The 24,211-nt window shown below is 73.3% G+C and carries 20 protein-coding genes and 1 pseudogene; 3 read left to right on the forward strand and 18 right to left on the reverse strand.

The window, feature by feature from the left end; translation table 11 throughout:
* Positions 1 to 2: 2 nt before the first annotated feature.
* The 7 genes from L332_RS16185 to L332_RS16215 all read right to left on the reverse strand — a co-directional run bounded on the left by L332_RS16185 (position 3) and on the right by L332_RS16215 (position 7,580).
* The gene (locus tag L332_RS16185) at positions 3 to 851 is read right to left on the reverse strand and encodes a hypothetical protein (protein ID WP_021009264.1); all 849 of its coding nucleotides are present in this window, start codon (positions 849 to 851) and stop codon (positions 3 to 5) included.
* Between the two features lies 1 nt (position 852).
* Positions 853 to 1,929, reverse strand: coding sequence for an endolytic transglycosylase MltG (gene mltG, locus L332_RS16190; RefSeq protein ID WP_021009265.1), 1,077 nt, complete (start codon positions 1,927 to 1,929; stop codon positions 853 to 855).
* Position 1,930: 1 nt separating this feature from the next.
* A complete protein-coding gene (gene ruvX / locus L332_RS16195) occupies positions 1,931 to 2,419 on the reverse strand; it encodes a Holliday junction resolvase RuvX (protein ID WP_021009266.1) in 489 nt (162 codons plus the stop codon).
* Positions 2,416 to 5,073: an alanine--tRNA ligase gene (gene alaS / locus L332_RS16200; protein ID WP_021009267.1), complete on the reverse strand. Its 2,658-nt coding sequence runs from the start codon at positions 5,071 to 5,073 to the stop codon at positions 2,416 to 2,418. The genes ruvX and alaS overlap by 4 nt, the downstream gene beginning before the upstream one ends.
* A gap of 75 nt (positions 5,074 to 5,148) precedes the next feature.
* Positions 5,149 to 5,328 (reverse strand): hypothetical protein, encoded by a 180-nt coding sequence (locus L332_RS16205; RefSeq protein WP_021009268.1) that lies wholly within the window; start codon positions 5,326 to 5,328, stop codon positions 5,149 to 5,151.
* A 115-nt stretch (positions 5,329 to 5,443) separates the two neighbouring features.
* Positions 5,444 to 6,073, reverse strand: a complete 630-nt coding sequence (rpsD, locus tag L332_RS16210) for a 30S ribosomal protein S4 (protein WP_031223133.1) — start codon at positions 6,071 to 6,073, stop codon at positions 5,444 to 5,446.
* A gap of 124 nt (positions 6,074 to 6,197) precedes the next feature.
* Entirely contained in the window at positions 6,198 to 7,580 is a 1,383-nt protein-coding gene (locus L332_RS16215) for a replication-associated recombination protein A (protein ID WP_021009270.1), read from the reverse strand.
* Between the two features lie 127 nt (positions 7,581 to 7,707).
* On the opposite strand from L332_RS16215, the gene L332_RS16220 reads away from it, so the two are divergent.
* Positions 7,708 to 8,466: a peptidylprolyl isomerase gene (locus L332_RS16220; RefSeq protein ID WP_021009271.1), complete on the forward strand. Its 759-nt coding sequence runs from the start codon at positions 7,708 to 7,710 to the stop codon at positions 8,464 to 8,466.
* A gap of 60 nt (positions 8,467 to 8,526) precedes the next feature.
* Complete coding sequence (locus tag L332_RS0114480; protein ID WP_021009272.1) at positions 8,527 to 10,092, forward strand: DUF349 domain-containing protein; 1,566 nt, start codon at positions 8,527 to 8,529, stop codon at positions 10,090 to 10,092.
* A gap of 69 nt (positions 10,093 to 10,161) precedes the next feature.
* Here L332_RS0114480 and L332_RS16225 read toward each other — a convergent pair whose 3' ends face one another.
* From L332_RS16225 to L332_RS30920, 8 genes and pseudogenes are all read right to left on the reverse strand, one after another.
* Positions 10,162 to 11,163: a sugar phosphate isomerase/epimerase family protein gene (locus L332_RS16225; RefSeq protein WP_021009273.1), complete on the reverse strand. Its 1,002-nt coding sequence runs from the start codon at positions 11,161 to 11,163 to the stop codon at positions 10,162 to 10,164.
* The gene (locus L332_RS16230) at positions 11,160 to 12,329 is read right to left on the reverse strand and encodes a Gfo/Idh/MocA family protein (RefSeq protein WP_021009274.1); all 1,170 of its coding nucleotides are present in this window, start codon (positions 12,327 to 12,329) and stop codon (positions 11,160 to 11,162) included. The genes L332_RS16225 and L332_RS16230 overlap by 4 nt, the downstream gene beginning before the upstream one ends.
* The gene (locus L332_RS16235; RefSeq protein ID WP_021009275.1) at positions 12,326 to 13,180 is read right to left on the reverse strand and encodes a sugar phosphate isomerase/epimerase family protein; all 855 of its coding nucleotides are present in this window, start codon (positions 13,178 to 13,180) and stop codon (positions 12,326 to 12,328) included. Before L332_RS16235 ends, L332_RS16230 begins: the two co-directional genes overlap by 4 nt.
* Before the next feature lie 76 nt (positions 13,181 to 13,256).
* Positions 13,257 to 14,474 carry a substrate-binding domain-containing protein gene (locus L332_RS16240; protein ID WP_407637600.1) on the reverse strand — a complete coding sequence of 406 codons (1,218 nt, stop codon included), beginning with the start codon at positions 14,472 to 14,474 and terminating at the stop codon, positions 13,257 to 13,259.
* Complete coding sequence (locus tag L332_RS16245; protein WP_021009277.1) at positions 14,471 to 15,529, reverse strand: ABC transporter permease; 1,059 nt, start codon at positions 15,527 to 15,529, stop codon at positions 14,471 to 14,473. Before L332_RS16245 ends, L332_RS16240 begins: the two co-directional genes overlap by 4 nt.
* Positions 15,526 to 16,542, reverse strand: a complete 1,017-nt coding sequence (locus tag L332_RS16250; RefSeq protein ID WP_021009278.1) for an ABC transporter permease — start codon at positions 16,540 to 16,542, stop codon at positions 15,526 to 15,528. The genes L332_RS16245 and L332_RS16250 overlap by 4 nt, the downstream gene beginning before the upstream one ends.
* Positions 16,539 to 17,540 carry a sugar ABC transporter ATP-binding protein gene (locus tag L332_RS16255; protein ID WP_321163263.1) on the reverse strand — a complete coding sequence of 334 codons (1,002 nt, stop codon included), beginning with the start codon at positions 17,538 to 17,540 and terminating at the stop codon, positions 16,539 to 16,541. Before L332_RS16255 ends, L332_RS16250 begins: the two co-directional genes overlap by 4 nt.
* Positions 17,535 to 18,053: pseudogene (locus L332_RS30920) on the reverse strand (ATP-binding cassette domain-containing protein); the annotation flags it as partial. The pseudogene L332_RS30920 and the gene L332_RS16255, both read right to left, overlap by 6 nt.
* Before the next feature lie 110 nt (positions 18,054 to 18,163).
* On the opposite strand from L332_RS30920, the gene L332_RS16260 reads away from it, so the two are divergent.
* A complete protein-coding gene (locus tag L332_RS16260) occupies positions 18,164 to 19,318 on the forward strand; it encodes an ROK family transcriptional regulator (protein ID WP_021064820.1) in 1,155 nt (384 codons plus the stop codon).
* A gap of 4 nt (positions 19,319 to 19,322) precedes the next feature.
* On the opposite strand, the gene L332_RS16265 is transcribed toward L332_RS16260, so the two are convergent.
* Genes L332_RS16265 through secD form a run of 3 tightly spaced genes read right to left on the reverse strand, consistent with a single transcriptional unit; the run spans position 19,323 to position 24,208 of the window.
* On the reverse strand, positions 19,323 to 21,554 hold the full coding sequence (locus tag L332_RS16265) for a RelA/SpoT family protein (RefSeq protein WP_021009280.1): 2,232 nt from the start codon (positions 21,552 to 21,554) through the stop codon (positions 19,323 to 19,325).
* Positions 21,555 to 21,572: 18 nt separating this feature from the next.
* Positions 21,573 to 22,547 (reverse strand): protein translocase subunit SecF, encoded by a 975-nt coding sequence (gene secF / locus L332_RS16270; protein WP_021009281.1) that lies wholly within the window; start codon positions 22,545 to 22,547, stop codon positions 21,573 to 21,575.
* Entirely contained in the window at positions 22,547 to 24,208 is a 1,662-nt protein-coding gene (secD, locus tag L332_RS16275) for a protein translocase subunit SecD (protein ID WP_021009282.1), read from the reverse strand. Before secD ends, secF begins: the two co-directional genes overlap by 1 nt.
* Positions 24,209 to 24,211: the final 3 nt, after the last annotated feature.

Consider the following 24,211-nt stretch of genomic DNA (forward strand, 5'->3'; position numbering starts at 1 on the left):
GCTCACGATTCTTCCAGACCCGTCGCGACCGCGAGTGCCGACCGCATCGCGGCGGCGACGCGCTCCTCGTCGGGCAGCGGCGACGCCACGTCGCCGCTCGTGAAGATCCGCACCTGCAGCACCGCTTGGCCCAGCAGCATCTCGCGCCCGTCGATGAGGGCTCCCGCGGGCACTGCACCCCGGTAGCGCGACCCGTCGGCGCGCGCGTAGTCGGCGTCGAGGAGCATCGAGGGCGGATGCGCGAAGGCCGGCACGACGTCGGCGGCCGCGGGCAGCGTCGAGACGGCCGCGTCGACGGCCGGGAGCGCCTCGCCGAGCGGCTGCAGGGCGACCTCGACGTCGAGCCGCGCGCCGAGCGCGACGAGCTGCGCGCCCTTCGCGGGGCTGCGGAGCGCGACGGCGACGCTGCGCGCGCCGAGCTCGGCGAGGGCGACGAGCGCCGAGCTCGCGGTCGCCCCGGCGCCGACGATCGCGCCGGTCGCGGCCTCCTCGAGCCCGCCGCCGGCGAAGGCGCGCACGATGCCGCCGACGTCGGTGTTCCAGCCGCGCGGGCGCGCGCCGAGCAGCAGCGTGTTCGCGGCGCCCGTCAGCCGCGCGCGCTCGTCGAGCGAGGCCGCGAGCAGCGCCGCCTCGCGCTTGAGCGGCGCCGTGACGGAGAGCCCGAGCCACGACGCGTCGAGCACGTCGACGAAGCCCTCGAGCTCGCCCTCGCGCACGGGGCGGCGCTCGTAGCGCCAGTCGAGCCCGAGCGCTCGCGCGGCCGCGCCGTGCAGCACGGGCGAGAGGGAGTGCTCGATCGGCCAGCCGACGACCGCGAGCCGCCGGCTCGCGCCGCGCTCGGCGGCCGTCACGTCACCCGCCCCAGCCCGGGTTGTCGCGCAGGAACTGCTGGAACTGCTGCACCGCGACGTTGTGCTCGGCGAGCGTCTCCGAGAACACGGTCTCGCCGGTGTCGGGGTTGACCGTGACGAAGTAGAGCCAGTCGCCCTCGGTCGGCGAGAGCGCCGCCTGGATCGCGACGTCGCCGGGCGCGCCGATCGGCCCGACCGGGAGTCCCGGCCGCGCGTAGGTGTTGTAGGGGTTGTCGGCGTCGGCGCGCTCCTCGGCCGTCGTCGTGACGACGTGGAGGTTGCCGGTGCCGTACGCGACGGTCGCGTCGGACTGCAGCCGCATGCCGATGTCGAGGCGGTTCTGGAAGACGCGGGCCACGCGCCCGAAGTCATCCGGCAGGCGCGCCTCGCGCTGCACGAGCGACGCGAACGTCAGCACGCGCTGGCGGTCGGCCTCCGCGACGCCCGCGGCGTCGAGCGCCTGCACCTGGCGGGCGATCATCGCCTCGAGCACGCCCTCGGCGGTGATGCCCTCGTCGAACGTGTAGGTCGCGGGGAAGAGCCAGCCCTCGAGCGTCACCGCGTCGGCCGGCAGGTCGAAGCGAGCGAGGTCGCTCTCGAGCTGCAGGAACTCGGCCTGCGGGATGCCGAGGTCGCGCTCGAGCCGCTCGTACACCTGCGGGAGCGTGTAGCCCTCGGGCACCGTGACGCGCAGCTCCGCCTTGTTCGCGGGGTCGAGGATGGCGTCGAGCGCGCCTTGCGCCGACATCTCGAGCTGCACGCGGTACGCGCCGGGATGCAGCTGGATCGACGGGTCGGCGATGAGGATGTCGGTGAACGCCTCGGTGCTCGCGATGACGCCCTGCTCGTGCAGCGTCTCGGCGACCGCGTAGCCGTTGTCGCCCGGCTGCACCTGCACGACGACCTCGCCCGTGCCGGGGCCGGCGAAGTCCTCCGGTCCGCTGAAGCGGTCGGCGAGCCGGGGCACGACGACCGCGGCCGCGATCGCGATGCCGATGACGGCGACGAGCGCGATGCTCCAGCCGATGATCCGGCGCCGGTTGCGCGCCTGCCGCGCGCGAGCTCGACGTCCTGCCATGTCAGTCCTCCGTGGCGGCCGCGCCGCCGTCGCCGAGCAGCTCGCCGGGCGCTCGCCCGGCCGATCGCTCGCTGTCGAGTGCGTGCTGCAGGATCACGACCGCTGCAGCCTGGTCGATGCTCGCACGCTGCTGGCGCGAGGAGCGGCCCGCGGCGCGCATGCCGGCGGATGCCGTGACGGTCGAGAGCCGCTCGTCGACGAGCCGCACGGGGATCGCCGCGGCGAGGGCGGCCGCGATGTCGCGCGCGTCCTGCGTGCTCGGGGTGTCGCCGCCCGAGAGCGAGATCGGGAGGCCGACGACGGCCTCGATCGCGCCGAGCTCGGCCGCGATCGCGGCGAGCCGCGCGACGACGTCGACGTCGGCGCGCTGGATCGTCTCGACGGGGGTCGCGATGAGCCCGTCGGGATCGCAGCGGGCGACGCCGACGCGGGCGCGGCCCACGTCGACGCCGATCCGGATGCCTCGACGCACGGTCGTCGGGCCGCTCAACGGCCGAGCCCCTCGCGCACGGCCTCGAGCGCTCGCGGCATCGCGCTCGCGTCCTGCCCGCCGCCCTGCGCCATGTCGGGCTTGCCGCCGCCGCCGCCGCCGAGCACCGCGGCCGCCGCCTTCGCGAGCGGTCCCGCCGCGGCGCCGCCGCGCCGGGCCGCGTCGTTCGTCGCCACGACGATCGCGGGCTTGCCGTCGACCGCGCCGCCGATCGCGACGACCGCGGGCTCGGCGCCGAGGCGCTCCCGCACCTGGCCCGCGAGCGAGCGCAGGTCGTCCTGCGAGCCGACCGCGCCGAGGTCGACCGCCGCGAGCAGCACGTCGCCCACGCGCGTCGCGGCGTCGGCGATCGGCTGCACGCGCGAGGCGAGCTGCTTCGACTCGAACTCGGCGATGCGCTTCTCGGCCGCCTTGAGCGAGAGCACGAGCTCCTCGATGCGGCCGGGCAGCTGCTCGCGCGGCGTCTTGAGCATGCCGGTGAGCTCGCTCACGAGCGTGCGCTCCGCGACCAGCTGGCGGAACGCATCCGCCCCCACCGCCGCCTCGACGCGACGGCTCGTCGAACCGACGCTCGCCTCGCTCGTGATCGAGATGAGGCCGATCTGGCTCGACGCGTCGACGTGCGTGCCGCCGCACAGCTCGCGCGACCACGGGCCGCCGATGTCGACCATGCGCACGGTGTCACCGTACTTCTCGCCGAAGAGCGCCATCGCGCCGAGCGCCTTCGCCTCGTCGAGCGGCATGAGCCGCGTCTCGACCGGCAGGTCGTCGCGGATCGCCGAGTTGGCGATGCCCTCGAGCTCCTGCCGCATGTCGTGCGAGAGCGCGCTCGACCACGAGAAGTCGAGCCGCATGTAGCCCGCCTTGTTGTAGGAGCCCGACTGCGCCGCATCCGGCCCGAGCAGCTGGCGGAGCGCCGCGTGCACGACGTGCGTCGCGGAGTGCGCCTGGTTGGCGCCGCGCCGGTAGCGCTCGTCGACGACGGAGCGCGCGACGTCGCCGACCGCGATCTCGCCGGAGGTGACGCGCACCATGTGGCTCGTGAGGCCCGCGACCGGGCGCTGCACGTCGAGCACGTCGGCCTCGAAGCCCGCGCCGATGAGCCGGCCCTGGTCGCTGTCCTGGCCGCCCGCCTCGGCGTAGAGCGAGGTCGCCGTCAGCACGACCTCGACCTCCTCGCCCGCACCCGCGGTCTGCGCCGACGCGCCGTCGGCGATGATGCCGATGACCTCGCCGTCGGCCTCGAGCTCGTCGTAGCCGAGGAACGCCGTCTCGCCCTTCGCGCGCAGGTCCGAGTAGACCGAGAGGTCGGCCAGCTGGCGGCGGCGCGACTTCGCGTCGGCCTTCGCGCGCGTGCGCTGCTCGCTCATGAGCGTCTCGAACGTCGAGCGGTCGACCTCGAGGCCCGCCTCCTCGGCGATCTCCATCGTCAGGTCGATCGGGAAGCCGTAGGTGTCGTGCAGCAGGAACGCGGTCTTGCCCGGCACGACGTGCCCCGCGTCGGAGCGCACGCCCTGGATCGCGAGGTCGAGCACGGTCGAGCCCGACTCGAGGGTCTTGAGGAAGGTCTCCTCCTCGGCGATCGCCATCCGCTCGATGCGGCCGAACGACTGCTCGAGCTCGGGGTAGGCGGTCGACATCGCGTCGAAGCTCGCGCGGAAGAGCGTCGGGAACGTCGCCTCGTGCACGCCGAGCAGGCGCATCGAGCGGATCGAGCGGCGCATGAGGCGGCGCAGGATGTAGCCGCGGCCGTCGTTGCCGGGCGTGACGCCGTCGCCCATGAGCATGAGCGACGAGCGCACGTGATCCGCGACCACGCGCATCCGCACGTCGTCCTCGGCGTCCGCGCCGTAGCGGCGGCCGGAGAGCTCGCTCGCGAGGTCGAGCACGGGGCGCACCTGGTCGATCTCGTACATGTTCTGCACGCCCTGCTTGAGGAACGCGACGCGCTCGAGGCCCATGCCGGTGTCGATGTTCTTGCGCGGCAGCTCGCGCACGATCGTGAACTCGGTCTTCGAGCGCACGTCGGCGATCTCGTCCTGCATGAAGACGAGGTTCCAGATCTCGACGTAGCGGTCGCTCCCGGTCGCGGGCCCGCCGTCGGGGCCGTGCTCGGGCCCGAGGTCGAAGAAGATCTCCGAGTCGGGGCCCGCGGGACCGGGCTGGCCGGTCATCCAGTAGTTGTCCTCGAGCCCGAGGCGCTGGATGCGCGCGGGGTCGACGTCGGTCGACTCGATCCAGAGCCGCTCGGCCTCGTCGTCGGTCTCGAAGACCGTGACCCACAGGTCGTCGGGGCTGAAGCCGTAGCCGCCGTCGGCCTCCGAGCCGGTGAGCAGCTCCCACGCCCAGACGATCGCCTCGCGCTTGAAGTAGTCGCCGAACGACCAGTTGCCCGCCATCTGGAAGAACGTGCCGTGCCGCGGCGTGCGGCCGACCTCCTCGATGTCGTTCGTGCGGATGCACTTCTGCACGTCGGCGACGCGGGGCCACGGCGCGGGCACGCGGCCCGAGAGGTAGGGGATGAACGGCACCATGCCGGCGATCGTGAACATGATCGCCGGGTCGTCGCTCACGAGCGGCGCCGAGGGCACGATCTGGTGGTCGCGGCGCTCGAAGTGCTCCAGGAAGCGGCGGTGGATCTCTGCGGTCTGCATTCGGTCAGGTCTCTCCAGCCCCAGCGGGGCATGACGAGCCCGGGCGCGGGGCGCCCGGGCTCGGATCGGGTGTCGTCACTCGCCTCGCAGCTCGCGGTCGCGAGCCTGGTAGCCGTCCTTGACGGCGTCCGTGAACTCGCGGCTACGGGCGTCGACGTTGTCGAGGAACGCCTTGCCCTTCTCGGTCTCCTCGATGCGGCGCGCGGCGAAGACGCCGATGACGACGCCGATGGCCAGGAACAGGAGCTTCTTCACAGCGGGTCCCCCTCGGGTGTCTGGGTGCGCCCGACGCCGATCGCGGCCGGGGCGCAGTCAGTCTAACGACGAGAGGGGCCGCCTTCCGGCGACCCCTCTCGATGCACCGCTCCGATCAGCGAGCGGCGTAGTACTCGACGACGAGCTGGACCTCGGCCACGACGGGGACCTCGGCGCGCGCCGGGCGGCGCACGAGGCGCGCCTGCAGGCGGTCGAGCTGCACGTCGAGGTACGGCGGCACCGGGGGCAGCACGCCGGCGTGACCGCCGGCCGCGGCGACCTGGAAGGGCTCCATGCCCTCGCTGCGCTCGTGCACGTGGATGAGCTGGCCCGGCTTCACGCGGAACGACGGGCGGTCGACGCGCTGGCCGTCGACCATGATGTGGCGGTGCACGACGAGCTGGCGGGCCTGCGAGATGGTGCGGGCGAAGCCGGCGCGCAGCACGAGCGCGTCGAGGCGCATCTCGAGCAGCTCGACGAGGTTCTCACCCGTCAGGCCGGCCTGGCGGCGCGCCTCGTTGAACGTCGTGCGCAGCTGCGCCTCGCGGATGCCGTACTGGGCGCGCAGGCGCTGCTTCTCGCGGAGGCGGACGGCGTAGTCGCTGTCGGCCTTGCGCTTGGTGCGGCCGTGCTGGCCGGGGCCGTAGGGGCGCTTCTCGAGGTAGCGCGCGGCCTTCGGGGTGAGGGCGACGCCGAGGGCGCGCGAGAGGCGCACCTTCGAACGGGTACGGGACTTCGTGGACATGACTTCCTTCGCTGATTCGCTGCCGCGCGAGCGGCTGTCGCGGCCGAGTGCCGCGACCTAAGGAGGGTTGCGGGTCCGGATGCGTCGGCATGGCTGCCGTTGGACCGTCGACCAGGCTACCAGATCAGCGCTCGCCGGCGAGGATCCGCCGGATGCGCTCGAGCCGCGCCGCGACGTCGCGCTCGAAGCCGTGCGCGCCGGGCTCGTAGTAGCGGCGCCCCACGAGCGGGTCGGGCAGGTGCTGCTGCGTCGCGACCCCGTGCGGCGCGTCGTGCGCGTAGCGATAGCCCTTCCCGTGGCCGAGCCGCTTCGCGCCCGGGTAGTGGGCATCGCGGAGGTGCGTCGGCACGCGGCCGAAGTCGCCGGCGCGCACGTCGGCGATCGCGCGGTCGATGCCGAGGTAGGAGCGGTTCGACTTCGGCGCGGTCGCGAGGTAGACGACCGCCTCCGCGAGCGGGATGCGGCCCTCGGGCATGCCGATGAGCTGCACGGCCTGCGCCGCGGCGGTCGCGATGACGAGGCCCTGCGGGTCGGCCATCCCGATGTCCTCGCTCGCGAGCACGATGACGCGACGGGCGATGAAGCGCGGGTCCTCCCCCGCCTCGATCATGCGCGCGAGGTAGTGGAGCGCCGCGTCGGGGTCGGAGCCGCGCACCGACTTGATGAACGCCGAGATGACGTCGTAGTGCTCGTCGCCCTGCCGGTCGTAGCGCAGCAGCGCCCGGTCGACCGCGCTCGCGAGCGCCTCGGCCGTCACGGTGACCGGCGCATCCGCTGCACCATCGCCATCGCCGTCGTCGTCCTCGTCGTCGTCGTCCGCGTCGCCGCGGGCCGCCTCGAGCGCGTGCGCGCCGGCGGCCTCGAGGGCCGTGAGCGCGCGACGAGCGTCGCCCGACGAGAGCCGCACGAGCTGCGCGCGGGCATCGTCGTCGAGCGCGATGCGACCGCCGAAGCCGCGCGGGTCGGCGATCGCGCGCTCGACGAGCATGACGATGTCATCGTCGTCGAGCGGCTCGAGCGTGAGCAGCAGCGAGCGCGAGAGCAGCGGGCTGATGACGCTGAACGACGGGTTCTCGGTCGTCGCGGCGATGAGCGTGACCCAGCCCTGCTCGACGCCCGGCAGCAGCGCATCCTGCTGCGCCTTCGTGAAGCGGTGGATCTCGTCGAGGAAGAGCACGGTCGACCGCTGGTAGAGGTCGCGGTCGGTCAGGGCCGCCTCCATCACCTGCCGCACGTCCTTCACCCCGGCGGTCACGGCGCTCAGCTCGACGAAGCGCCGGTCGGAGGAGTGCGCGATCGACTGCGCGAGCGTCGTCTTGCCGGTGCCGGGAGGCCCCCACAGGATGACGCTCTGCCCGCTCGCGGCGCCGCCGCCGGCGGTCTGGCTCGAGGCGGCGAGTCGACGCAGCGGCGAGCCGGGGCCGAGCAGGTGCCGTTGGCCGACGACCTCGTCGAGGCTCGTCGGGCGCATGCGCACCGCGAGCGGCGCCGTCGTCCCCATGGCCATGCCTCCAGCCTAGGCGGGGCCGCCCACGCCGGCCCGTCCCGTCGGCCTGCCCGCGCAGGCGCCGCCCCGCGCAAGCGGTAGCCTGAACGCCGCATCGCGCGGGCGCGCGGAGCGAGAGGAGAGCCGAGTGGTCACGAAGCAGGAGCAGGAGCGCCGGGTGCGCGACTACCGCGCGCGGCAGACGGTGCACGAGCGCCGCAAGCGCCGGCAGCGCCGCGACTCGCTCATCGGCGGCGGTCTCGCGCTCCTCGTGCTGCTCGGCGGCACCGCGCTCATCGCGCTCCAGCAGCCGGGCGACCCGGCAGACCCCGCCGACACCGCCGCGCCCGCAGCGAGCGAGAGCGCCGGCGAGTCGCTCGTGCCCGACCCCTCGCTCGCCGAGGAGCGCACCTGGACGGGGTCGATGACGCTGAACGGCGTCGAGCTCGGCGTCGAGCTCGACGGCGCGGCCGCGCCGCAGGCCGTCTCGGCAGTGCTCTTCGACACGCAGCGCGACTACTACGACGGCTCGACGTGCCACCGCCTCACGACGAGCGAGGGCTTCTCGGTGCTGCAGTGCGGCTCGATCGACGGGCAGGGCGGCGGCGACCCGTCGTTCATGTACGGGCCGATCGAGAACGCGCCCGCCGACGACCTCTACGTCGAGGGCACGATCGCCATGGCGCGCCAGGGCAACAACGCCGAGTCGAACGGCCACCAGTTCTTCATCGTCTACGGCGACACGACGATCCCCTCCGACAGCGCCGGCGGCTACTCCGTCATCGGCCGCGTGACCTCGGGGCTCGACGCGCTCCGCGACGAGGTCATCGCGAAGGGCACCGAGGGCGGCGTGCCCGACGGACCGCCCGCCGAGCCGGTCACGATCGACGACTTCACGCTCGAGTAGCCGCCGCCGCGCATCGCGGTACGCTCGATGCGCCCCTCCCCTCGTCTGAGAGATCCCGTCATGACCGACTCCACCCAGCCCACCGACTCCGCCCCCGCGGAGGAGACCACCGTCGCCGCCGACAGCGCCGTCGCCGAGCAGCCGACGCCCGCCCCCGAGCCGCTCGACGACGCGCAGCCCGACGCCGAGGCAGGCGCCGCCGAGATGGCGGCGGCCGCCGACGCTGCGACGGGGATCCCGGTCGAGCACGCCGTCGCCGAGCTGTCGGCCGACGAGGCGCCGGTCGAGGCCGCGCCCGCCGACGAGGCGCCCGCGGCAGCCGCCGACGAGCCCTCGACCGACGCGGCGCCCGCCGCCGAGGCGGAGCAGCCCGCTGCGGAGGACGAGCCGCGGATGGGCGAGCCCGTCATCGAGCGCGGCCTCGGCCGCGTCGACGCCACCGGCACCGTCGCGGTGCAGGAGGGCGAGCGGTGGCGCATCGTCGGCCAGTTCCCCGACGTCGAGGCCACCGAGGCGCTCGCCTACTTCGAGCGCAAGTTCGCCGACCTCGAGGGCCAGGTGCGCCTGCTCGAGCAGCGCATCCGCGGCGGGGCGAGCGCGCGCGACGTCGCGAAGGCCGCTTCGCACCTCTACAGCACGGTGCAGGACGCGAGCGCCGTCGGCGACATCCCCTCGCTCCTCACGCGGCTCGACGCGCTGCGCGGCGAGCTCGGCGAGCTCGAGGCCCAGCAGCAGGCCGCGAGCCGCGCCGAGGTCGAGGCCGCGCTCGCCGAGCGCACGAAGGTCGTCGAGTCGATCGAGCAGCTCGCGAGCGGCGACCTCGCGAACGTGCAGTGGAAGCAGACGATGCAGAAGGTCGACGCGCTCTTCGCCGACTGGCAGCGGCTGCAGAAGGACGGCCCGCGGCTGTCGAAGAGCCAGGCGGACGCCCTCTGGAAGCGCTTCCGCGACGCTCGTGCGACGCTCGAATCGGCGCGCCGCAAGTTCTTCGCCGAGCTCGACGCCTCCCACAAGGACGTGCGCGCGCGCAAGCAGGCGCTCGTCGAGCAGGCCCAGGCGCTCGCGTCGAAGGGCTCGGACGGCATCCCCGCCTACCGCGCGCTCCTCGACCAGTGGAAGGCCGCCGGTCGCGCCGGCCGCAAGGTCGACGACGCGCTGTGGGCGCAGTTCAAGGAGGCCGGCGACGTGCTCTTCTCGGCCAAGGCCGAGCAGGCGGCGATCGACGACGAGCAGTACGCCGGCAACCTCACCGCCAAGCGCGCCCTGCTCGACGAGGCGGCCCCGATCCTCGAGATGCAGGACCGCGCGAAGGCCCGCGAGGCGCTGCTCGGCATCCAGCGCCGCTGGGACGAGATCGGCCGCGTGCCCCGCGAGGCGCTGCGCGAGGTCGAGGACCGCATGCGGAAGATCGAGACGCACGTGCGCGAGCTCGACGAGCGGCACTGGAACGCCTCCAACCCCGAGCGGAAGGCGCGCTCCGAGGGCCTCGCCGGCCAGCTGGAGGAGGCGATCGAGAAGCTCGAGGCCGAGATCGCCGAGACGAGCGATGCGAAGAAGAAGGCCGAGCTCGAGGCCGAGCTGCAGACGAAGCGCTCGTGGCTCGAGGTCGTCGCCGCCGCAGGCTGAGCGGATGACTCGAGAGGGCCGGGATCGCGAGATCCCGGCCCTCCGTCGTCCCCGCGGCCGACGGCCGGGTCAGGCCTGCTCGAACGCCGCGTCGAAGCGCGTCGTGGAGGGGTCGAGGTCGAAGCGCCGCAGCGCCCCGAGGGCCTCGGGCGCGCCCTGCAGCCGATCCATGCCCGCGTCCTCCCACTCGATCGAGATCGGGCCGTCGTAGCCGATCGCGGAGAGCGTGCGGAACGCGTCGCCCCACGGCACGTCGCCGCGCCCCGCCGAGACGAAGTCCCAGCCGCGGCGCGGGTGCCCCCACGGCAGGTGCGACGACAGGATGCCGTTGCGCCCGTCGCCCATCCGCATCCTCGTGTCCTTGCAGTCGACGTGGAAGATGCGGTCGGCGAAGTCGGAGAGGAACGAGACGGGGTCGATCCCCTGCCACAGCATGTGACTCGGGTCCCAGTTGAGGCCGAAGGATGCGCGGTGCCCGATCGCCTCGAGCGCGCGCACGGTCGACCAGTGGTCGTAGGCGATCTCGCTCGGGTGCACCTCGTGCGCGAAGCGCACGCCGCACTCCTCGAAGACGTCGAGGATGGAGTGCCAGCGCTCGGCGAAGTCCTCGTAGCCGCGCTGGATCACCGCGTCGGGCACGGGCGGGAACTGCGCGACGTACTGCCAGATCGACGAGCCGGTGAAGCCGACGACCGTGGTCACGCCGAGCGCGCGCGCCATCCGCGCGGTGTCCATGAGCTCGGCGGCGGCGCGCTGCCGCACGCCCTCCGGGTCGCCGTCGCCCCACACGCGCGGCCGCACGATCGCCTCGTGCCGGAAGTCGATCGGGTCGTCGCACACCGCCTGGCCGTGCAGGTGGTTCGAGATCGCCCACACGCCGAGGCCGTTGCGCTCGAGGATCTCGCGCCGGCCGGCGACGTAGTCGGCGTCGTCCCAGCGCGAGGCGTCGAGGTGGTCGCCCCAGCACGCGATCTCGAGGCCGTCGAAGCCCCACGAGCCCGCGAGCCGCGCCAGCTCCTCGAACGGCAGGTCGGCCCACTGGCCGGTGAACAGGGTGAAGGGTCGCGTCATCGCGTCGTCTCCGCTCGGTCGTCGTGGCCCTGGTCGGTCTCGCTCAGGTCGATCCTCGCACCGCCCGCCGCGTCGCTGCGCCCGACGGCGTCGAGCACGCGCTGCACCGCGAGGCCGTCGGCGAACGACGGCTCGGGAGGAGCGCCCGCGGCGATCGCCCGCAGCAGGTCGGCCGCTTGCGCGGTGAAGGTGCTGTCCCAGCCGAGCACGTGCCCGGGCGGCCACCACCCCTCGAGCAGCGGGTGGTGCGCCTCGGTCACGAGCACGCGCGCGGGCCAGCCGTCGCGGCCCGAGGTGACCGTGAGCTCGTTGAGCCGCTCGAGGTCGAACGCGATCGCGCCGTCGGTGCCGTGCACCTCGAGCTCGAGCGCGTTCTTCCTGCCCGCGGCGACGCGCGAGACCTCGATCGAGGCGGTCGCGCCGCGAGCGAGGTCGAGCAGCGCCCACGCGGCGTCGTCGACGCTCACGCGCTCCGGCCCCGCCGGGCCCGGCCGCTCGGGCTGGAACGTGCGCAGCGCGCCCCGCACGCCGACGACCTCGTCGCCCGTGAGCGACCGCACCTGGTCGATGACGTGCGAGCCGAGGTCGCCGAGCGCGCCGGAGCCGGCGGTCTCGGCCCGCAGCCGCCACGTCATGGGCGCCTCGGGGTCGACGAGCCAGTCCTGCAGGTAGGCCGCGCGGATCGAGCGCACCTCGCCGATGCGGCCGTCGGCGATGAGCCGCCGGGCGAGCGCGAGCGCGGGCACGCGCCGGTAGTTGAAGCCGAGCATCGCGACGCCGGGCGCGCGCTCGGCGGCTGCGACCATGCGCTCGGCCTCGGCGGCGTCGAGCGCGAGCGGCTTCTCGACGAGCACGTGCTTGCCCGCCTCGAGCGCCGCGATCGCCATCTCGGAGTGCAGGTGGCCCGGCGTGCAGACGTCGACGACGTCGATGTCGTCGCGCTCGACGACGCTGCGCCAGTCGGTGGATGCCTCGTGCCAGCCGAGGGCGTCGGCGGCGGCACGGGTGCGCTCGGCGTCCGACCCGCACAGCACGCGCATCCGGAGTTCCGGCACGTCGCGGAAGACCGCGCCGACGTTGCGCCACGCGCTCGAGTGGGCGCGGCCCATGAAGGCGGTGCCGAGCACCGCGACCCCGAGCGGTCGCTTCCCCTGCCGCGCGCTCATGCCGCCTCCAGCTCGCGGAGGAGGGCGAGGCCGTCCCGCGCGAGCGCGTCCTGCGTGGGCGCGAGCGGCCGCCAGATCGAGGCCGCGACGGCGATCGCCGCGTTGTCGGCCGTGAAGCTCTCGATGACGAGCGGGCCGGCGTAGCCCACGGCGTCGAGCGCCGCGCGCACGCCGGGCCAGTCGGTCTGATCGCCGCCGGGCGCGCCGCGGTCGCTCCCGCAGACCTGCACGTGCACGAGGTGCTCCCCCGCGGCGCGGATCGCCGCGGGCGTCGAGCGCTCCTCGATGCCGAGGTGGTACGTGTCGAGCGCGAGCCCGAGGTGCTCGCCGAGCAGCGGCTCGAGCGCGTCGAGCGACTGCTCGACGGTGTTGAGCAGGCTCGTCTCGTAGCGGTTGAGCGGCTCGATGCCGATGCGCACGCCGCGCGCGGCGGCGTGCTCGACGACGGTCGCGAGGCCGGCTCGCAGCCGCGCGATCGTCGCGGCGCGCTCGTCGGCGCCCTGGCGCCACGTGCGGCCCGTCTCGGCGGTGAACGGACCGCACACCGCGGGAGCGCCGATCGCGGCGGCGAGGTCGATGCACGCGGCGAGGTAGCCGCGCGTCGCCTCGACGACGTCCTCGTCGTCGTCGACGAGCGAGCGGCCGGGGCCCATCGCGCCGACGACGCTCGCCCCGAGCCCGTGCCGCTCGAGCAGCGGCACGAGCGCCTCGGCGCTCAGGTCGCCCTCGCGCTCGAGCGGCAGCTCGACGACGTCGAAGCCGAGGTCGGCGACGTGGGCGATGGCCTCGGGTGCGCCGGCGTCGCGCAGCGGCGACGTCCACACCCACGTGTTGATCCCGATCGGGCGCACGCGCGCCCTCCTTCCGGCTCGCGGTGACGGTGGGACGGGGCGCCGGGGCCCGCGCGGAGCGGGCCCCGGCCCTCGATCAGCGGTCCTGCCAGGCCTCGGGGAACCCGGGGAGGTCCTCGCCGCCGAAGCGCGCGTAGTGCCCGTCGGGCATCCCCTCGTTGGCGGCGAGCGCGTCGGCGCGCTCGTCCTCCTCGATCGGCTCCTGCGGCAGCACCCACTCCGTCGGCACCGGCTCGCCGTTCGCGATCATCTCGACCGCGAGCAGCGGCGTGCGCCACTGGAAGTTGGAGTAGACCGGTGCGAGCGCCGTCATGCCGCGCTCGTCCCACGCGCGGAGGAAGCTCATCTCGTCCTCCCCCGTCATGACGGGCAGCTCGGCCCCCGCGTCCTCGAACGCCTCGATCGCCGCGACGGCGCCGTCGCCCGCGTCCATCCAGACGCCGTGCACCTCGCCCGCCGACAGCGCATCCGTGATGATGCTCTTGATCTCGGTCGGGTCAGCCCCCGTGAAGTGGTCGTCGACCGTCATGCCGGCCTCGGTGAGCAGCCGCTCCGCCGCCGCCCAGCGGTGCTCGAGCACGTCGACGCCCGGCAGGATGCGCAGCGCGACGATGTTGGAGCCCGGCTCGAGGTTGTCGATGAGGAACTCGGCGGTGTCGATGCCCCACGCGTACCCGCCGATGGGGTGGATGAACGTCGTCGCGCAATCGGTGTCGACGCCGCGGTCGAACACGATGACGGGCTTGCCCGTCTCGCACGCCCGGTCGACGGCGGGCGTGAGCGCCGCGGTCGAGTTGGGCGAGATGATGTAGACGTCGCAGTCGCCCTGCGCGATGAAGAAGTCGATGTCGGCGATCTGCGTGTTGTCGTCGTCGCCGGCGTCGCGCACCTCCATCGACTCGATGACGCCCGACTCCTGCAGCGCCGCGAGCTGCTGCTGCATCGTGATGAAGCCGGTCTGGCGCCACGGGTTCGAGATGGATGCGTTGGCGAAGCACACGCGCATCGGCTCGTCGGAGGCCCACTCGGCCGTGTCGGTCATGGGGCCGTCGATGTACTGCAGCCACGGCGTCTCGGGGTCGCCCTCGAAGGTCGCCGAGCGCTGCTCGAACTGCTCGTCGAAGACGGCCTGGTCGAACCACTCGCCGCCCGACGCCTGCGTCTCGGCCGGCGGCGGCGCGCTCGCGTCGCCGGTCGCCGAGGGGCTGACGCTGCCGTCGGTGCTGCATGCGGCGAGCATCGTCGCCGCCGCGAGGGCCGCGACGGTGAGGCCCATCCTGCGCTTGCGCATCATCGTTCTCCTGATCGTGTCGTGGTGGTTGGGATGGAGGCGGTCCCCGCCGGGCCGGTCGCGCCGGCGGGTCGTGACGGCTTGGGCTTCCGCGCCGAGCGCCACGCGACGGCGCCGAGCGCGACGGCGGCGATGATGATCGCCCCCTGCACGGTCGGCCGCCAGGTCGCGTCGATGCCAGCGATGTTGAGGAGCGTGAAGAGCAGCTCGAGCGAGATGGCGCCGGCCGCGGCCGAGAGCACCCAGCCCCGGCCGCCGCCGAGCACGGCGCCACCGAGCACGACCGCGGTGATCGCCTGGAACTCGTAGCCCTGGCCGACGCTCGGGTGCACGCCCGCGTAGCCCACGAGCAGGATGCCTGCGACGGTCGCCGCGAGCGACGAGAGCACGAAGGCCGAGGTCTTGACGAGCACGAGCCGCGTGCCCGCGAGGCGCGCCGTCACCGGGTTGTCGCCGACCGCGAGCAGCGTCTGGCCGAACGGCGCGCGCATGACGAGCCACGCGAGGAGGCCGACGGCGAGCAGGATGAGCACGGGGTACGGCACGACGCCGAACAGGGCGCCGCGGCCGATCTCGCGGAAGCTGTCGACGGGGTTGCCGGTCGCGGCGCCGCCCGTGAGGAAGCGCACGAAGCCGTAGAGGGCGAGCATCATGCCGAGGGTGGCGATGAAGCTCGGCACCTTCGCGACCGTCGTGAGCAGCCCGTTCACGACGCCGACCACGACGCCGACGGCGAGCATGAGCGCGATGCCGCGCAGGATCATCGCCTCGTCCTGGCCGATGACGTTGCCGGCGATCACGACCTGCGTCGCGATCACCGCGCCCATCGAGAGGTCGAACTCGCCCGAGACGATGACGAAGAACTGCCCGATCGCCGCGATCGCGATGGGCGCCGTGCGCGAGAGGAAGCGCACGAGCTGACCCGGCTCGGCGAAGTTGGGGTTCATGGCGATGACGCCGATGAGCAGCACGACGAGCAGCACGAAGACGGCGCCGCTCGGGGTCGCGAGGCCCGAGAGGAAGCGCTGGCCGAGCGAGCGCTGCGCGGTGGCGATCACGGGGCCGCCTCCTTCCCCGGTCGGAACCTCGGGGGCCTCCGCTGCACGCTCCGCCACGCGTAGAGGGCGACGGCGAGCACGATGACCGAGCCGCGGATGAAGTCCTTGAGGAACGGGTTGACCTCGAGCACGCTCATGACGTTGTCGAGCACCGCGAAGATCGCGACGCCGCCGATCGTGCCGAGCACGCTCCCGACGCCGCCCGCGAGCAGCGTGCCGCCGAGCACGACCGCGGCGATCGACATGAGGTCGTAGCCGCCCTGCGAGCCGATCGTCGGGCTGCCGACCGAGGTGCGCGCGAGCAGCAGCAGCCCCGCGAGGCCGGCGAGCATCGAGCACAGCGCGTGCGCGACGACGACGGGCACCTTCGTGCGCACGCCCGAGAGCCGCGCGACGCTCGCGCTGCCGCCGACCGCGTAGAGGTGGTGCCCGAGCCGGGTGCGGTGCAGCAGCAGCGCGGCGAGCGCAGCGCACGCGAGCATGATGATCGTCGAGAGCGGCACGCCCGCGATGAGCGTCGCGCCGATCACCCGGAACTCGGGCGGCGCGGAGCCGAACGAGCCCTGGAAGCTCGTGCCGAGCCAGCCCGAGATGATGAGGCCGACGCCGAGCGTCGCGATGAAGCCGTGCACGCGGAGCCCCGTGACGATGAGGCCGTTCACGGCGCCGATGCCGGCGGAGACGGCGAGCGCGGCGAGCACGCCCGGCACGATGCCGGCAGGACCCTGCGCCATGACACCCGCGCCGATGATGGATGCGGTGCTCACGACGTAGGGGACGGAGAGGTCGAGGCTGCCCGCGATGATCACGAGCGTCTGGCCGATCGCGACGAAGCCGAGGATCGACATGAGGGTCAGCACGGCCGCGAGGTTGCCGGCGGTGAAGAAGGGCTTCCCCGCCGCGGTGACGAGCACGGCGCTCAGCACGAGCACCGCGGCGAGCACGATGAAGACGATCGCGGTCGTCGAGAGCCGCCGGCGCCGCACGGGCCGCGCGCCCACGACGGCGCTCACGCCGCTGCCTCCGCGCCCTCGGCGCCCGCGGCGAGCGCGAGCACGTCCTCCTCGCTCGCCGAGGGCGGCAGCGCTCCGACGAGCCGCCCGTCGCGCATGACGAGCACGCGGTCGCTCATGCCGAGCACCTCGGGCAGCTCGCTCGACGCCATCAGGATCGCGACGCCCGCGCTCGTGAGCCGCCGCATCACCTCGTAGACGCCGTACTTCGCGCCGACGTCGATGCCGCGCGTCGGCTCGTCCATGAGCACGACGCGCGGGGCGACCGCGAGCCAGCGCGCGAGCACGACCTTCTGCTGGTTGCCGCCCGAGAGGAACTGCACCTCCTGGTCGAGGCCGCGCGCGACGAGCGCGAGCTCCTCGAGCGTCGAGGGGAGCTCGGTGCGCGCCGCGGCGGTGCGGCCGGGGAAGACCGCCCGCACGACGCCGAGGGCGTTCTGCGCGACGGTGAGGCTGAGCGAGAGGCCCTGGCCCTTGCGGTCCTCGGTGATGAGGGCGAGGCCCGCGCGCACGCCGTGCCGAGGCGACCGCGGCCGCAGCGCCTCGCCGCCGACGCGCATCGAGCCGCGCGTGAACGGGTCGGCGCCGAAGATCGCGGACAGCAGCTCGGTGCGCCCGGCTCCCTGGAGACCGGCGAGCCCGACGATCTCGCCGGCGCGCACCTCGAGCGAGATGTCGTCGACGAAGCCGTTGCCGGCCCCCTCGAGCGCGAGCGCGACCTCGCCCGGGGCAGCGTCCGCAGCGCGGTCGGGGAAGAAGGCCGAGAGCTCGCGGCCCACCATGAGCCGCACGAGGCCGCGCTCGTCGAGCTCGGCCGCGGGGTACGTGCCGACCTGCCGGCCGTCCTTGAGCACGGTGATGGTCGAGCACAGGTCGAAGACCTCGCGGAGGCGGTGCGAGACGTAGAGGATCGCGATGCCGCGCGCGGTGAGCGCCTCGACGATGCGGTACAGCAGCGAGACCTCGTGGTCGGCGAGCGCGGCCGTCGGCTCGTCCATCGAGATGACCTTCGCGTCGAGGCTCACGGCCTTCGCGATCTCGACGATCTGCTGCTCGGCGACCGAGAGCTGCCGCACGGGCAGCGCGGGGTCGAGGTCGGGCACGCCGATGCTCGAGAGCAGTTCGCGCGTCTCGCGCAGCATGCGCGCGCGGTCGACGAGCGGTCCCCGGCGCGGCTCGCGACCGAGCCAGACGTTCTCGGCGATCGAGCGGTCGACGAGCAGGTTGAACTCCTGGTAGACCGTCGCGATGCCCGCTCGCTGCGCCTACAGCGGAGACGAGAAGGAGACGCGCTCGCCGTGCAGCTCGAGCGTGCCCTCGTCGGGGTGGTGGGCGCCCGCGATGATTTTCATGAGCGTCGACTTGCCCGCGCCGTTCTCCCCCACGAGCCCGTGCACCTCGCCGGCCCGCAGCTCGATGCCCACGCCGTGCAGCACGGTCGTGCCGAGGAACGACTGCACGATGCCGCTCGCGCGCAGCACCGGCTCGCCGGTCGTCGCCGGAGCGGCCATGACGTCTTCGTCCACGCCGACACTGTGGCACGCACCCGCACTTTTGTCGAGCAACCGACGAAAGTTGTTCCGATCGTGTCGGAAGCCCGCGGATGTGCTTCACTGCACTCATGCGCACGAGCGAGCTGTTCGACCTGCTGCGCGACGGCCGGCCCCGCACGCGAGCGGAGCTCGCGCGCACCGCCGGGGTCGCGCGCTCCTCGGTCGCCGCGCACATCGACGCGCTCACGCGCCTCGGCTACGTCGCGCCGGTCGGCGACGCGGCCTCGACGGGCGGCCGGCCCGCGTCGCTCTTCGCGCTCAACCCCGCGGCCCGCCTCGTCGTCGGCGTCGACGTCGGCGCGACGCACGTGCTCGTCGAGCTCGCCGACCTCGCGGGCGCGCCGCTCGGCGACGCGCGCGCCGACCTCGACGTCGCCGAGGGCCCCGAGGCGGTGCTCGGGTGGATCGTCGACGCCGTGCAGCGGCTCGTCGCCGAGCACGGCCGGGAGCCGCGCGAGGTCGTCGCGCTCGGCATCGGCCTGCCCGGCCCCGTCGAGCACGCGACGGGCATGCCGATCAGCCCGCCCATCATGCCGGGCTGGCACCGCTTCGACGTCGCGGGCCACTTGCGCGAGCGGCTCGGCTGCCCCGTGCTCGTCGACAACGACGTGAACATCATGGCGCTCGGCGAGCAGCGCACCGCGTGGCCCGAGACCGACGACTTCGTGCTCGTCAAGGTCGCGACGGGCATCGGCGCGGGCATCATCTCGGGCGGCCGGCTGCAGCGCGGCGCGCAGGGCACCGCGGGCGACCTCGGGCACGTGCGCGTGCCCGGCTCGAGCGCGCCGTGCCGATGCGGCAACGAGGGCTGCCTCGAGGCGGTCGCCGCCGGGCCCGCGATCGCCGCGGCGCTCCGCGAGCAGGGGCTCGAGGTCGAGGGCACCGGCGACGTCGTCGCGCTCGCGCGGCTCGGCTCCGTCGAGGCGGCGCGAGCGCTGCGGCAGGCGGGGCGCGACCTCGGCGAGGTGCTCGCGATGCTCGTGAACCTCGTCAACCCATCCGTCATCGTCATCGGCGGGCGGCTCGCGGGCGCGGGCGAGGACCTGCTCGCGGGCATCAGCGAGGTCGTCTACCGGCGATCGCTGCCCCTCGCGACCGAGCACCTGCGGATCGCCGCGAGCACGACCCAGGCGGATGCGGCGGTGCGGGGCGCGGTCGCGCTCGCGATCGAGCACGCCCTCTCCCCCGAGGTGCTCGACGCCGAGACCCGCGCGATGGCGTGAGCGCTCAGCCGGTCGTGATGCGGTAGACGTCGTAGACGCCGTCGATGCGGCGCACGGCGTTCAGCACGCTGTCGAGGTGCGTCACGTCGCCCATCTCGAACGCGAAGCGGCTGATCGCGAGGGCGTCGCTGCCGGTGTGCACGCTCGCCGAGAGGATGTTGACGTGGTGCTCGCTCAGCACGCGCGTGATGTCGCTCAGCAGCCCGGAGCGGTCGAGCGCCTCCACCTGGATGTTGACGAGGAAGAGGCCCTTCGACGTGGGAGCCCACTCGACCTCGATCATGCGCTCCGGCTCCTGCAGCAGCCCCTGCACGTTCGGGCACGAGCGCTGGTGCACGCTCACGCCCTGACCGCGCGTGACGAAGCCGACGATGTCGTCGCCCGGCACGGGCGCGCAGCACTTCGAGAGCTTCACGAGGATGTCGTCGGCGCCGCGCACGAGCACGCCGGAGGCGCTCGACGGGGGTCGCGGCGCGCGCGTGGGGAGCATCGGGACGGGCTGGTCGTCCTCGTCGGCCGACTCCTCCGCCCGCACCGCCGCGACGACCTTCTCGAGCACCGACTGGGTCGAGACCTGGCCCTCGCCGACGGCCGCGTAGAGCCCCGTGACGTCGTCGTACTTGAGCTGCGCGGCCACTTGCGCGAACGCATCCCGCCCCATGAGCTTCTGCAGCGGCAGGTCGTGGCGGCGCATCGCCTTCGCGATCGCCTCCTTGCCGACCTCGACCGCCTCGTCGCGCCGCTCGCGCTGGAACCACTGGCGGATCTTGCTGCGCGCGCGCTGCGAGGTGACGAAGCCCTGCCAGTCCTGGCTCGGGCCCGCGTCGGGGCTCTTCGACGTGAGCACCTCGACGACGTCGCCGGTCGCGAGCTTCGTGTCGAGCGGCACGAGCCGGCCGTTGACCTTCGCGCCCATCGTGCGGTGGCCGACCTCGGTGTGGACGGCGTAGGCGAAGTCGACGGGCGTCGCGCCCGCGGGCAGGCCGATGACCTTCCCCTTCGGCGTGAAGACGTAGAGCTCCTTCGCGCCGATCTCGAAGCGCAGCGACTCGAGGAACTCGCCGGGGTCGGTCGTCTCCTCCTGCCAGTCGTTGATGTGCTGCAGCCACGCCATGTCGGTCGGCGACATCGCGCCGCCGCCCTGCTTGTACTTCCAGTGCGCCGCGACGCCGTACTCGGCGCGGCGGTGCATCTCCTCCGTGCGGATCTGGATCTCGACGTGGTGGCCGCGCGGACCGATGACGGTCGTGTGGAGCGATTGGTAGAGGTTGAACTTCGGGGTGGCGATGTAGTCCTTGAGGCGCCCCGGCATGGGCTGCCAGCGCGCGTGGATCGCGCCGAGCACGGCGTAGCAGTCGCGCACCGTCGGCACGATGACGCGCACGCCCACGAGGTCGTAGATGTCGGCGAAGTCGTGGCCGCGCAGCCGCATCTTGTTGTAGATCGAGTAGTACTGCTTCGGCCGGCCCGCGATGCGGCCGCGGATCCGCTGCGCCCGCATGTCCTCCGTGAGGCCCGCGACGACCTCGTCGAGGTAGCGCTCGCGCTCGGGGGCGCGCGCCTCGACGAGGTTCTTGATCTCGAGGTAGACCTTCGGCTGCAGCACCGCGAACGAGAGGTCCTCGAGCTCGACCTTGATCGTCTGGATGCCGAGCCGGTGCGCGAGCGGCGCGTAGATCTCGATCGTCTCGCGCGCCTTGCGCTGCGCCGACTCGCCCGAGACGAAGCCCCACGTGCGCGCGTTGTGGAGGCGGTCGGCGAGCTTGATGACGAGCACGCGGATGTCCTTCGACATCGCGACGACCATCTTGCGCACGGTCTCGGCCTGCGCCGACTCGCCGTACTTCAGCTTGTCGAGCTTCGTGACGCCGTCGACGAGCATCGCGATCTCGTCGCCGAAGTCGGCGCGGCACTGCTCGAGGGTGTAGCTCGTGTCCTCGACCGTGTCGTGCAGGAGCGCCGCCGCGACCGTGATCGCGCCGATGCCGAGGTCGGCGAGGATCTGCGCGACCGCGACGGGGTGGGTGATGTAGGGCTCGCCCGACTTGCGGTACTGGCTGCGGTGCGCCTCCTCCGCGACGATGTACGCGCGCTGGATGAGGCTCGTGTCGGCCTTGGGGTGCTGCGCCTTGACGGTGCGGATGAGCTCGTCGACGGCACCCGCGCGGTGCGAGCGCGAGAAGAGGAAGGGCAGGAGCGTGCGGAAGCCGCCCGAGGACTGCTGGGTGTCGCTCATCGCCCTTCCTCCTCCCTGCTAGACGACCGCCCCGCGCTCGCTCGCCGCGGGCTTGGCCTTCGCCTCGGCGATCGTGTCGCCCTGCCGCAGCTGCGCGTAGACGGGAGCGGCGACGAAGATCGACGACCAGGTGCCGACGATCGTGCCGATGAAGAGCGCGAGCGAGATGTCGCGCAGCGTGCCGGCGCCGAGCAGCAGGGCGCCGATGAAGAGCACCGACGCGATCGGGAGCGTGGCGACGATCGACGTGTTGATCGATCGGACGATCGTCTGGTTGACCGCGAGGTTGATGTTGTCGAGCAGCGCCCCGCTCGTGCCGGGCGCGGTGTTCTCGCGCACCTTGTCGAAGACGACGACGGTGTCGTAGAGCGAGTAGCCGAGGATCGTGAGGAAGCCGATCACGGCGGCCGGCGTCACCTCGAAGCCGACGATGCCGTAGACCCCGGCGGTCACGAGCAGGTCGAACGCGAGCGAGGCGAGCGCCGCGACGGCCATCTTCCACGTGCGGAAGTAGACGGCGAGCACGATCGACACGAGCACGAGGAAGACGACGAGCGCGCGCAGCGCCTGCTGCGAGACGTCGGCGCCCCACGACGGGCCGATGAACGAGAACGCGACCTCGCCGCTCTCGACCCCGTAGAGGTCGGCGAGCGCGGTGCGCATCTCGGCGGCCTGCTCCTCCGTGACGGCGTCGGTCTGCACGCGCACGGTGTCGGCGCCGAGCGTGACGGCGCGCGCCTCGACCTCGGGTGCGACCGACTCGACCGCCTCGGCGGCGCCCTCGGCGGATGCCGACGAGAGCCCCGTGACGCGGAACTCGCTGCCGCCGGTGAACTCGATGCCGAAGACGAAGCCGCCGCGGATCACGGTGCCGACCGCGAGCAGGATGAGCACGCCGATGGCGACGGCCATCCAGAGCTTGCGCTTGCCGACGACCGGGAGCGATCGCTCGCCGGTGTAGAGCTCGTTGCCGATCGTGGTGAGCGAAGCCATCAGTCCTCCTTGGCCGTCGCGTCGGCCATGGCGGCCTTCCGCTCGGCGATCGTCTGGCGGCGCTGCGCCTCACCGGCGGAGCGGGCGGCCTTGCCCTCCGCCACGGGCGTGCGCCACTGGGCGCGGCCGCGGTAGACGGCGCCGAGCGCTTGCGGGTCGAGCCCCGAGAGCCGGTGCCCCTGCGAGAAGAAGCGCGTGCGCGAGAGGAGCCGGAGCAGCGGATGCGTGAAGAGCGCGACGACGACGATGTCGATGAACGTCGTGATGCCGAGCGTGTAGGCGAAGCCGCGCACGTTGCCGACCGAGAGCAGGAAGAGGATGACGGCGGCGAGGAAGCTCACGGCATCCGAGACGAGGATCGTCCGGAAGGCGCGCTTCCAGCCGGTCTCGAGCGCACTCGAGAGGTGCTTGCCCTCGCGCAGCTCGTCGCGGATGCGCTCGAAGTACACGATGAACGAGTCGGCGGTGATGCCGATCGAGATCACGAGTCCCGCGATGCCCGCGAGCGAGAGCCGGTAGCCCTCGGTGCTCGAGAGGAACGTCACGACGAGGTAGGTCAGCACCGCCGCGATCGCGAGCGAGAGCACGACCACGAGGCCGAGCGCGCGGTACTGGAAGACCGAGTAGACGACGACGAGCACGAGGCCGATGAGGCCCGCGAGCAGGCCGGCGCGCAGCTGGTCGGCGCCGAGCGTCGCCGAGATCGTCTCGTTCGACTGCACCTGGAAGCCGATCGGCAGCGCGCCGAAGCGCAGCTGGTCGGCGAGGCTCTGCGCCGCCTCCTGCGTGAAGCCGCCGGTGATCTGCGCGTTGCCGTCGGTGATGATGACGTTCGACGTGATCGGCATGAGCACGGTCTGGTCGAGCACGACCGCGAACTGGTTCTGCGGCTCGGGCAGGTTCGTGATGCCGCGCGTCGTGGCCTCGAAGCCGGCCGGCCCGTCGCCGTCGAGCTCGAGGTTGACGGCCCAGCCGCCGGTCGCCTGGCCCTGCGAGTTCGTGGCGGCCGAGACCTGCGCGTCGGCGATGTCGGCGCCCTCGACCGTCACCGGTCCCAGGATGAAGCGCGCGGTGCCGTCCGTCGAGCACGTGATGAACGGCTGGTCGGCGGGCGCGATCGTCGTCGTGTCGACGTCGGCGCACTGGAACGCCTCGAACTCGGAGAAGAGCTCCGGCGTGATCCACGCCTGGTCCCACGCGGTCTCGGGCGTCGCGGCAGGCTCGCTCGGCGCGGGGGTCTCGGCGGGTGCGGGCGTCGCGCCGGGCGCGTTCGCGGGCGCAGAGGCGAGCACCGGGCGGAACTCCATCTTGGCGCTCGCCTGGATGCGCTGCATCGTGGCCGCGTCGGGCTCGCCCGGGAGGGCGACGACGATGTTGCGGCCGCCCTGGGTCGTGATCTCGGCCTCGGAGACGCCGGAGGCGTCGACGCGCTGGCGGATGATCGCCACCGCCTGGTCGAGCTGCTCCTGCGAGACGGAGGCGCCCTCGGCCACGACGGGCTCGAGCACGATCTGCGTGCCGCCCTCGAGGTCGAGCGCGAGCTGCGGCGCCCACGAGCCGCCGCCCCACTGCACGGCGCCGAAGTTGACGCCGATGAGGCCCGCGATGAGCACCACGAGCCAGATGAGGGCGCGCGCCCCCTTCGATCGAGCCTTCGCCACGGG

Origin of the sequence: Agrococcus pavilionensis RW1, assembly GCF_000400485.1 — a bacterium.
GTDB classification, from domain to species: domain Bacteria; phylum Actinomycetota; class Actinomycetes; order Actinomycetales; family Microbacteriaceae; genus Agrococcus; species Agrococcus pavilionensis.